The sequence below is a fragment of the Pseudomonas pichavaramensis genome (assembly GCF_050473265.1).
Classification (GTDB): Bacteria; Pseudomonadota; Gammaproteobacteria; order Pseudomonadales; family Pseudomonadaceae; genus Aquipseudomonas.
Map to the genome: position 1 here is coordinate 277292 of NZ_JBJKFJ010000007.1, position 10619 is coordinate 287910.

Genomic DNA, 10619 nt, shown 5'->3' on the forward strand with positions numbered 1-10619 from the left:
TCAGATACGGAACTGACGCACCAGCGCACCCAGACGCTCGCCGAGCCCGGCCAGGCTGCGTGCGGTCTGCGCGCCACGCTCGGTTTCGTCCGCCACGCTGTCCACCGCGACGGCGATCTGATGCACGCTGCGGTTGATCTCCTCGGCAACGGCCGTCTGCTCCTCAGCGGCGCTGGCGATCTGCGCGTTCATCGCGTTGATGGTGGCAATCAGCTGAGCGATGGCGTCGAGCGACTCCCCGGCTTTGTTGGCCTGCTCGCTGGTGATCTCACCGGCATCGCTGGAGCGACGCATCGAGGTCACCGACTCCTGAGTGCCCTGCTGCAGGCGATCGATCATGCCCTGGATTTCCTGGGTGCTCTGTTGAGTCCGACTGGCCAGCGCACGCACCTCATCGGCGACCACGGCGAAACCACGGCCGGCCTCACCGGCGCGCGCCGCCTCAATGGCAGCGTTGAGCGCCAGCAGGTTGGTCTGCTCGGCAATAGAGCGGATGACATCGAGCACGCTGACGATGGACTGCACGTCCTGCTGCAGACTATCCAGCGAGACACCACTGCTGCGGATGTCCTCGACCAATGAATGAATACGCTGGATGCTGCCGTCGACCACGCTTTTCGCCGATTGACCTTCACGATCCGTCTGCTGCGCAGCTTCCGCCGCATTCTGTGCGCTCTTGGCCACCTCGTGCGCAGCAGCCGACATCTCATTGATCGCCGTGGCGACCTGATCGGTCTCGTGACGCTGCTGCGCCATGGCCTGCTCGGAACGCTGGGCCTGCTGCGAAACCTGGGTAACCAATTCGGTGAGCTGGCCCGTCATCTCGACGATCTGCCGCACCAGACCATGCACTTTTTCGACGAAGCGGTTGAAAGAGCCCGCCAGTTGACCCAATTCATCCTCACTGGTGATCGGCAGACGACGTGTCAGGTCACCCTCGCCTGCGGCAATATCATCGAGATTGGCCTTGATCTGCTGCAACGGGCGCAGGAAGGCATTGCCGAGCCAGACACCGACAATTCCGAAGACCAGCAGCAACACCGCCGCAACGATCATGATGCTGGTGATGATGGTGCTGATACGGTGTTTGATCTCTGCTTCGACCTCCCCGACCTGTGCCTCGATACCATCGAGATTCAGCGCCGTGCCCACCGCCATATCCCACTTCGGCAGGTAATAGCTGTACGCCAGCTTGGGTACCTGTACCGACTCGTTACCCGGCAGCGGCGAGGAATAGTTGACGAAGTAGGTGTTGTTCTTCGCCACGTTGACCAGCTCGCGATTGATGTAAACCCCATTCGGGTCACGACGGTCAGCCAGGCTTTTGCCGACATCGACCGGACTATCGCCGCGGAAAAGCCGCACGACGTTGGAGTCATGACCGAAGAAGTAGCCGTCGGCGCCATATTTGATCTTCGAGAGAATCACGATGGCCTGGGCACGACCGGCCAGGTCACCCTGAGCAGCGCCGTCGTACAGCCCCTGAACGGAACCCAAGGCGATCTGCATGTAATGCTCCAGCTCACTGCGCTTCTCCTGCAGCAAGCGCTCGCGTGTTTCGCTCACTTCTTTCGCCGCCATGCTCTGCAATACCTTGGCTGCGGTGCCGCTCAACACCAACGCGAACAGGATGACCGGAACCAGCGCAAGCAGGATTACCTTGGTTTTCAATGTCAGGCGCATTCTTATTGTCCTTATGTACGAACCAAAACGGGGCTACCGATATATCGGCAGCCCCGTACAGGAGTTAAGCGACTAGAGATGCCGAGAACTTAATCCAGCGCATCATGTGCACACCTTTACAGCAGCATAGCGGCGCCCCAGCCGAACGCCAGAAGCGGCAGGTTGTAGTGCAGAAACGTAGGCACCACGCTGTCCCAGATGTGATTGTGCTGACTATCGGCGTTCAGGCCCGAGGTTGGCCCGAGGGTCGAGTCAGAAGCGGGTGAACCCGCGTCTCCCAAGGCGCCGGCAGTACCGACGATAGAGACGATCGCCAACGGGCTGAAACCGAGCTGCATGCCGAGCGGCACGAAGATCGCGGCGATGATCGGGATGGTCGAAAAGGACGAACCGATGCCCATGGTCACCAGCAGCCCCACCAGCAGCATCAACAGCGCACCGACAGCCTTGTTGTGGCCAATCAACTTGGCAGCGCTATCAACCAGCATCCCGACCTGGCCAGTGGTCTTCATCACTTCCGCAAAGCCGGCAGCGGCGATCATGATGAAGCCGATCATGGCCATCATTTTCATGCCCTCGGTGAACAGGCCGTCCGCTTCTTTCCAGCGCACTACGCCGGATACCGAGAAGACCACGAAACCGACCAGCGCACCGATGATCATCGAATCCAGCCACAGCTGCACGACGAATGCAGCTGCGATCGCCAAACCCGCTACCAGCAGGCTCAGTGGGTTGTACTGCACATCCAGGCGCTCGCTCTGTGCAACCTTATCCAAGTCATAAACACGCTTGCCCCGGTAAGTGAACAACACCGCCACGAGCAGACCGCAGAACATGCCCAATGCCGGAATGGCCATCGCCTGGGTGATGCTGATACCCGTCACATCGATACCGGACTTGGCGACATTGGCCAGAAGAATCTCGTTGAGAAAGATGCCACCGAAGCCGACCGGCAAGAACATGTATGGCGTGATCAGACCGAACGTCAGCACGCAGGCAATCAAGCGACGATCGAGTTGCAACTTGCTCAATACATAGAGCAGTGGCGGCACCAGCAACGGAATGAAAGCGATATGAATCGGCAGCAGGTTCTGTGAGGAAATGGCCACAGCCAGCAGCAGCCCGATCAGCACCCATTTCAGCGCTCCACCGCCACCTTCCTGCTGTTTGCCGACCAGTGCCAGAGCCTTGTCCGCCAGGGCATGAGCAAGGCCGGATTTGGCAATTGCCACAGCGAAGGCGCCCAGTAGTGCATAGGACAATGCAACCGTCGCACCGCCGCCCAATCCCTGGTTGAAGGCCTGGAGCGTGCCCTCGATACCCAGCCCACCCAACAACCCGCCTACAAAAGCCCCAATGATCAGCGCCACCACCACATGCACGCGACAGAGACTGAGCAGCAACATGATGCCGACTGCGGCTATAACAGCATTCATAAAACGTTCTACCTGCAGGTATGCCAGCCAGGGCCGGCGCAAAAAGCCGCGTACTCTGCCGCAAGCTGACTATCCTGTCAAAAATGGCCTGCGTTCATTATCTAAAGCATTTCGTGCATAATTTCGACCGCGCGCCATAACGGTCAAGAAAGCTGCCCGGGCACCGATAACCGCATTAGCCCTTGTAGAAAGGAACGCATCATGCTGTTCAGCCGTCTTTCGATCCAATGGAAGATCACACTGCTCGCCGGCCTTTGCCTGCTCGCCATCGTCACGTTGCTGGTTGGCGCCTCACAGTTCCAATCCAGCCGCAGCACCAATATGGTGCGCGAGGCCAGTTCCGGCATGCTGGAAGAGAGTGCCAAACTGCGCTTGAAGGCCCGAGCTCAATTGCAGGCGATCCGCATCCAGCGCTACTTCATGGACGCCTATCAGTACGGCAAAGGATTCTCCAGACAGATCCTGTTTCTGCGCGAACAAGCCGAGAAGCGCTTCCTCGATGCATTCGACCTGCGTGAGGACCTGACGCAACAGGTACGTACCAGCCTGGAAGCCAACCCAGCTTTGCTCGGCCTCTATCTGGTATTCGAGCCCGACGCACTGGATGGCAAGGACGAACTCTTCGCGGATCAGCCCGACCTTGGCAGCAACGGGGCCGGGCGCTTTGCGCTGTACTGGGCGCAGCCGACGGCAGGCCAACTGGAAGCCGAGGCCATGAGCGAAGAAATGCTTGGCGACACCACTCCCGGTGAAAACGGTGTGGCCTACAACGCCTGGTATACCTGCCCCCGAGACACTCATCAGCCCTGCGTGCTGGAACCCTACTACGACGAAGTCGGCGGCCAGCAGATACTGATGACCAGCATCGCCTTTCCACTGCAACTCAACGGCAAGATCATCGGTGTCATGGGCGTCGACATCAGCCTGGCGAGCCTGCAGCAGATCAGCCAGGAGGCCAACAGCGAGCTTTACAACGGCCAAGGCCACGTCAGCATCTTCAGCCCCGGTGCACTGCTCGCTGGACACAGCAGGGACGGCAGCCTGCTCAGCCAGCCCGTCGATCGCGCGTTCCCGGATCATGCCAGCGAGCTGCGCGGCCTGATTCAGAGCGGCAGCGATGCCGAACTGAGTCACGCAGACATGCTCCGCGAGCTGAGCCCCTTCAAACCGATTCCCGAATCCAAGCCCTGGACCGTTCTACTTGAAGTGCCTCAGCCAGTGCTTCTGGAACGCGCCATGAAATTGGCTGCTCAACTCGATGCCAACCGCGCCAGCGACAGCCTGGCAGCCCTCTTGATAGGCCTAGTCGCGGGGCTTGCCGGCCTGCTTCTGATGTGGCTGACCGCACGCGGAGTTACCCAGCCGATTCTTGATGTAGCCGCCATGCTGAAGGATATCGCCAGCGGCGAAGGCGACCTGACCCGCCGCTTGCAGTACCCCAGACAAGATGAACTCGGCGAACTGGCCGGATGGTTCAATCGATTTCTCGACAAGCTGCAGCCCATCATCGCTGATGTGAAAAACAGCGTGCTCGATGCCCGTAGCACCGCAGACCAGGCCGCCGCGATAGCCAGCCAGACCAGCGCCGGCATGCAACAGCAATATCGTGAAGTCGATCAAGTGGCCACAGCCTTCCAGGAGATGAGCGCAACCGCTCAGGACGTCGCGCACAATGCAGCGCAAGCCGCCGAGGGTGCACGCAACGCGGACCAGGCCGGTCGAGAAGGTTTGCAGGTCATCGCTCAGACCACCAACAGTATCGAACTGTTGGCCAACGAGATGAATGTCGCCATGCAGGAAGTCGAGGGCCTGGCCAGCAGTAGCGAGCAGATCGGCTCCGTGCTCGAAGTGATTCGTTCCATTGCCGAGCAGACCAACCTGCTCGCCCTCAACGCCGCCATCGAAGCTGCTCGTGCCGGAGAAGCCGGACGCGGTTTCGCCGTAGTCGCCGATGAAGTACGCAATCTGGCCAAGCGCACGCAGGACTCGGTCGAGGAAATTCGTCAGGTCATCGAAGGCCTGCAGAGCGGCACCCGCGACGTGGTAAGCACCATGCACAGCAGCCACCGCCAGGCCCAAGGCAGTGTGGAGCAGGTCAGCCAGGCCGTTGCGGCCCTGCAACGTATCAGCCAGGCAGTCAGTCTGATCACAGACATGAATCTGCAAATCGCCAGCGCTGCTGAGGAGCAGAGCTCTGTGGCTGAGGAAATCAACCGAAATGTCGCGTCGATCCGTGATGTCACGGAGTCAATCAGTGCGCAGGCCGATGAGTCAGCCCAGGTGAGCCAGAGCCTCAATCGCCTGGCCAACCACCAGCAGAGCCTCATGGATCAGTTCCGCGTGTGACGCCAAATCATCCCTGAGCTGGCGGCGCTTTCCTTGCAAGGCAGGCGGTCAATCGCCTAGCCTGCGTTCTTTTTATGGGGAAGCAGTATGCTCAATATCGCCTTGGTCGCCGGCTCCAGCCGTAACAACAGTCAATCGGGAAAGGTCGCACGCGTGCTGCGTCAGCGCCTGATCGAACTGGGCCACACCAGTCATGATTCCAGCAGCATCATCGACCTGGGCCTGGCGCCGTTACCACTCTGGCCGGCGGAAGACACTGGCCCCTGGGCGATGTATCAGCAGCAACTGGCGGCCGCCGATGCCCTGGTGATCATTGCCCCGGAGTGGAACGGCATGGCCTGTCCGGCGATCAAGAACTTCTTCATTTACGCCAGCAAGGCCGAACTGGCGCACAAGCCCGGGCTACTGGTGGGCGTTTCGTCGGGTATCGGCGGTGCGTATCCCATCGGCGAGCTGCGTGCTTCCAGCTACAAGAACTGCCGCCTGTGCTATCTGCCGGAACACCTGATCGTGCGCCAGGTCGAGAAAGTCCTGAACACCCCGCAGCCGGTGGATGAGGCTGACGAGCGCATCCGCGCCCGTATCGATTACGCGCTCGACGTACTGGTGCGCTACGGTCAGGCCCTGCAGCCAGTGCGCGCGGCCATCCACTTCGACAATCCGGCTTTTGCCAACGGCATGTAACCTGGCGCTCGGCTCAACGCCGCGGCAGGCTGACCATCACTTGCAGCCCACCCAGTGGGCTGTCCCGCAACTCGATGTGACCGTTCCAGGCCTCGATGATGTCACGTACGATGCCCAATCCCAGGCCGTGCCCCGCCACCTGTTCATCCAGCCGGGTGCCGCGACCGAGAACAGCCTCGCGGCGCTCAGCATCGATTCCGGGCCCGTCGTCATCGACATATAGTCGATAACCCTCGCCACTCTCCTCCACCTTCAACTCCACGCGTTGCTCGGCCCATTTACAGGCGTTGTCGAGCAGATTGCCGAGCAACTCCAGCAGATCCTCACGATCACGTGGCAGCACAAGACCTGCAGGCGCCTGCCAGTCGAGCGCCAGGCCACGGTCGTGGATCATCGACAGGGTCGCGAACAGCCCCGGTAATTCCTGCGCACAATCGAAACGTGCGCCAGGCAGTACCTCGCCGGCCAGGCGAGCACGTCCCAATTCGCGGCCGAGGCGCTGCTCGATCTGCTCCAGCTGCTCGCGCAGGCTGGCCTGTAATGCCGGATGCGCAGCCAGTTCTTCTCGCCCCGAAAGGCTGACCAAAACCGCCAGCGGCGTTTTCAAAGCATGCCCCAGGTTGCCTAGCGCATTGCGCGAACGCTTGAGGGTGTCTTCGGTATGGGCCAACAGATGATTGATCTGCGCCACCAAAGACTCCAGCTCCTCCGGTACCTCGGCATCCAGATCGCTACGTTTGCCCTGTTGCAGTTGCACGATCTGCTGCCTTACCTGCTCCAGAGGTCTCAACGCCCGGCGAACGGTGTAGCGCTGAGCCACCAGTATCAACAGCAGTGCAATCCCCCCCAGTCCCAGCCCCACCCATTGCATACGGCGGAAACTATCGAGGATGGGTTGGTAGTCCTGCGCCACGCTGATGGAGAGGTTCTCACCGTAGCGGCGGTAGTCGGCACGATAAACCAGCAACCGCTGTCCCTGCGGGCCATCTCCCAGTTCTGCCTGCATGCCCGTGCCGTTCGGTTTGAGCAGTTCGCGATCCCACAGCGAACGTGAACGCCAGCTGCGATCGGAGAAATCGACACGAAAGTAATGCCCGGAGAATTGACGCTGAAACGATGGGTCGAGGCGCTGCTCGTCCAGTTGCAAACCAGACGGGCCCCGCACCAGAGCGGTCAACAGTCCCTGAGCTTCGTCACGCAGGTCATCCTCCAGATAGGTACGCAGACCACGGTCGAAGACCCAGAGACTGGCCTGAGCCAGAATCACGCCAGCCAGTAACAGCGTTCCCGCCAGACCAAGGCCAAGGCGACGCTGAATGGACCTCAAGCCTGCTCTCCAGTGAAGCGGTAACCCTGCCCTCGCCGCGTTTCGATCACGTTGCGCCCGAGCTTGCCACGCAGTCGGTTGACGTGCACCTCGAGCACATTGGAGTCGCGCTCGGTTTCACCATCATATAGATGATCAGCCAAGTGACTCTTGGACAGAATTTGCCCAGGGTGAAGCATGAAGTAGCGCAAGAGCCGGAACTCAGCTGCAGTCAGGTCGACGGCCTCCCCTCCCTTGGTTACGCATTGGCGGCTCTCATCCAACTGCAGGCCAGCGGCCTCCAACTGTGGCTGGTTGGCGAGGCCGTGTGCACGACGTAAAAGTGCCTGAATACGCAGTAGCAGCTCTTCGGGGTGGAAAGGCTTGGTCAGGTAATCATCCGCCCCGGCCTTCAATCCCTCGATACGTTCAGCCCAGGAGCCACGCGCTGTAAGCACCAGGACAGGGGTGACCAGGCCTGCCGCACGCCATTCCTGCAACACCTCGAGACCGGGTTTTCCCGGCAGGCCGAGATCGAGAATGATCAGATCATAAGGTTCGCTAGCCCCCTGATAAGCCGCATCGCGACCATCGGCCAGCCAGTCTACGGCGTAGCCCTGATGGCTCAGGCTGCCCGTCAGTTCATCAGCCAGGGGAACATGATCTTCAACCAGCAACAGACGCATCAGTCGTCTTCCTCATCCTTCAGAATACGCCCGTCACGAGCGTCCAGCTCCAGTTCACGCACCACGCCGACAGTAGTGAGAATTTCCACTTCGTAGACCAGCACGCCATCCTCCTCCTCCAGCTCGGCTTCCAGCAGGGTGGAGTCCGGATAGGCGCGCCCTACATGCTGCATCAATTGCTCAAAAGGCATGATGATGCCTTCGCGGCGCAGACGCAGTGCCTCGTCCTGATCGAGATCACGCGCCTGCCCCGGCACACTGGCAAAAGCGCATGCCATTAGCAGCAGGCGCGCAGTGGTACGTCGAAACGTCATTAGTCGTCCTGGTGATTCTTGAGTAGTTTTCCGGTGCTGGCATCCAGCTCCAGGTCCCATGGCACGCCCTGAGCGTCGCGCAGCTCTATCTGATAGATATAGCGGCCGTATTCGTCTTCGAGTTCGGTTTCCTCGATGCGTCCGCCCGGATGCTGGGCAAGCGCTGTCTCGTTGAGTTCCTCGAAGGACTTGATGGTTCCAGCATCACGCAGACGCAGAGCTTCATCTGGGCCCAAGTCGCGGGCGTGGGCAATGGTAACGGTGCTGGCAAGGGTGACAAGTGTCGTGAAGATGATCAATGGTTTCATGGCGCTCTCCAGCAGTGGATCAGTGACCACCACTCTAGGGCCAGGTACTTAATTAAAGCTGAATTCACCACTGTCATTCAGCGCATGAAGTCGCTTGGTCTCCGAAGCAAGCGCTTTATAATCGCCTGCAGCAAAAGGAGACATGATGAGCGCGATCCAGATCAAATCGCCTGCCCTGACCATCAAGGCAGGTTCCAAGGCGTTGGCACGCATTCGCCAGAACGGTTTGAGTCCGGCGGATGTTGGCATCCTGCCAGGCGCGGCCGGCGGCCCCAAAGGCATTGGCATTCAGGGCCTGGATCTCGCGCTTTTTGCTGACTGGCTGCCCCGTGCTCCACGTGAGCGCGCCCTTATCGGGGCCTCTATAGGCTCCTGGCGTTTCGCCAGCGCCTGCCTGCCAGATCCAGCTACTGGCATCCGCCGGCTCGGTGAGCTGTATACCTCTCAGCGATTCGCCAAAGGCGTGAGCATGGCAGACGTATCGGGCAGTTGCCGGCAGATGCTCAACGAACTGCTCACCGACCAGGACGCCAACATCATCGCCAACCCACACTATCGTCTGCATATCGTCGTGGTGAAAAGCCATGGCCTGTTGCAGCACGACCATCGCGGCAAACTGAGCCTCGGCCTGTCGTCAGTGATTGGCAACAACCTGTTGGCACGGCAGCGCCTTGGCCGTCACTTCGATCGGGTGATTCTGCATGATGCACGGCAGGCGCCCCCGCTGGCGCCGCTGAGTGACTTCCGCTCGCACTTCCATGCCCTGACAGCCGAAAACCTGCGCCATGCCTTGTTGGCATCAGGCTCGATCCCTATGGTGATGGAGGCCATCCGCGAAATCCCCGGCCTGGAACCGGGCGCGTATCGTGATGGTGGCTTGCTCGACTACCACCTCGACTTGCCCTATGACGGCGACGATATCGTCCTTTATCCGCACTTCACTGATCGGGTGATACCTGGCTGGTTTGACAAGAGCATGCCCTGGCGCCGGGGTGATCGCACTCGCCTGCAAAATACGCTGCTACTCGCGCCATCGCGCGAATACCTGGCGAAGCTGCCGCACGGCAAGTTACCGGATCGAACCGACTTCAAGCGCTATCTGGGTAATGATGAAGGACGCGAACGCTACTGGCGCCTGGCAATGGCCGAAAGCGTGCGGCTTGGTGACGAATTTCTCGAGCTGGTGGAAAGTGGCCGGCTAGCCGAGCGCCTGCAGCAACTGTGACGTCCAATACCACCGGCCACTGCTAGCATCGAGCAGACCACTGAGTGCCCTGGCTGACGGACAGACCTGATAAACTGCGCTGCTAAACGCCAGTCAGGCGAAATCATTACGCGAGCGCTGTTAAGTGGAATTGTTCAAAGAGTTCATCTTCGAGGCGGCCCACCGCCTGCCCCACGTGCCAGAGGGACACAAGTGCGGCCGTCTGCATGGCCACTCCTTCCGGGTAGCCATCTACATCGAAGGTGAAGTCGATCCCTATACCGGCTGGATTCGAGACTTTTCCGAGATCAAAGCGATCTTCAAACCGATCTACGAGCAGCTCGACCATAATTACCTGAACGAGATTCCTGGCCTGGAAAATCCAACCAGTGAAGTACTGGCCAAGTGGATCTGGCAACAGGTAAAGCCGCTACTGCCGGAACTGTCGCGAGTACGCATTCACGAGACCTGCACCAGCGGCTGCGAATACCGCGGCGATTGATCACCCCGCCCAAAAAACCAAGGCCACCTTTACGGTGGCCTTTTTATTGAAGCAGCGACAGGCCAGTAAACCGTAGGGTGCGCCGCGCGCACCGGCATGTCGGCGTCATCAGCGGTGCGCATGGCGCACCCTACGCTTGCACGCTTGCCT

Annotated in this window: 9 protein-coding genes and 2 pseudogenes; 5 read left to right on the forward strand and 6 right to left on the reverse strand. The window is 60.0% G+C overall.

All coding sequences use genetic code 11. From position 1 onward, the window contains the following. Together ACJRW5_RS14145 and ACJRW5_RS14150 are read right to left on the reverse strand one after the other, a co-directional pair. Positions 1-1683, reverse strand: coding sequence for a methyl-accepting chemotaxis protein (locus ACJRW5_RS14145; RefSeq protein ID WP_484571142.1), 1683 nt, complete (start codon positions 1681-1683; stop codon positions 1-3). A 116-nt stretch (positions 1684-1799) separates the two neighbouring features. Beyond that, positions 1800-3119 carry a Na+/H+ antiporter family protein gene (locus ACJRW5_RS14150; protein WP_484571143.1) on the reverse strand — a complete coding sequence of 440 codons (1320 nt, stop codon included), beginning with the start codon at positions 3117-3119 and terminating at the stop codon, positions 1800-1802. Positions 3120-3539: 420 nt separating this feature from the next. Between ACJRW5_RS14150 and ACJRW5_RS14155 the strand changes: the two are divergent. From ACJRW5_RS14155 to ACJRW5_RS14165, 3 genes and pseudogenes are all read left to right on the forward strand, one after another. Further along, positions 3540-4607 (forward strand): annotated as a pseudogene (locus tag ACJRW5_RS14155) (cache domain-containing protein); the annotation flags it as partial. A gap of 342 nt (positions 4608-4949) precedes the next feature. Then, positions 4950-5465: pseudogene (locus ACJRW5_RS14160) on the forward strand (methyl-accepting chemotaxis protein); the annotation flags it as partial. Positions 5466-5552: 87 nt separating this feature from the next. After that, on the forward strand, positions 5553-6149 hold the full coding sequence (locus tag ACJRW5_RS14165; protein WP_484571144.1) for an NADPH-dependent FMN reductase: 597 nt from the start codon (positions 5553-5555) through the stop codon (positions 6147-6149). 13 nt (positions 6150-6162) lie between these two features. Here ACJRW5_RS14165 and ACJRW5_RS14170 read toward each other — a convergent pair whose 3' ends face one another. From ACJRW5_RS14170 to ACJRW5_RS14185, 4 genes are read right to left on the reverse strand one after another with little or no spacing between them, the layout of a single operon-like run. Further along, positions 6163-7476, reverse strand: a complete 1314-nt coding sequence (locus tag ACJRW5_RS14170; RefSeq protein ID WP_484571145.1) for an ATP-binding protein — start codon at positions 7474-7476, stop codon at positions 6163-6165. Further along, a complete protein-coding gene (locus ACJRW5_RS14175) occupies positions 7473-8141 on the reverse strand; it encodes a response regulator transcription factor (RefSeq protein ID WP_484571146.1) in 669 nt (222 codons plus the stop codon). Before ACJRW5_RS14175 ends, ACJRW5_RS14170 begins: the two co-directional genes overlap by 4 nt. Beyond that, positions 8141-8419, reverse strand: coding sequence for a PepSY domain-containing protein (locus ACJRW5_RS14180; protein WP_484571153.1), 279 nt, complete (start codon positions 8417-8419; stop codon positions 8141-8143). Before ACJRW5_RS14180 ends, ACJRW5_RS14175 begins: the two co-directional genes overlap by 1 nt. A gap of 35 nt (positions 8420-8454) precedes the next feature. Beyond that, positions 8455-8763 carry a PepSY domain-containing protein gene (locus tag ACJRW5_RS14185; protein ID WP_484571147.1) on the reverse strand — a complete coding sequence of 103 codons (309 nt, stop codon included), beginning with the start codon at positions 8761-8763 and terminating at the stop codon, positions 8455-8457. Positions 8764-8908: 145 nt separating this feature from the next. Between ACJRW5_RS14185 and ACJRW5_RS14190 the strand changes: the two genes are divergently transcribed. Together ACJRW5_RS14190 and queD are read left to right on the forward strand one after the other, a co-directional pair. Further along, positions 8909-9988: a patatin-like phospholipase family protein gene (locus ACJRW5_RS14190; protein ID WP_484571148.1), complete on the forward strand. Its 1080-nt coding sequence runs from the start codon at positions 8909-8911 to the stop codon at positions 9986-9988. Positions 9989-10112: 124 nt separating this feature from the next. Further along, entirely contained in the window at positions 10113-10469 is a 357-nt protein-coding gene (gene queD, locus ACJRW5_RS14195) for a 6-carboxytetrahydropterin synthase QueD (protein ID WP_119690949.1), read from the forward strand. Positions 10470-10619: the final 150 nt, after the last annotated feature.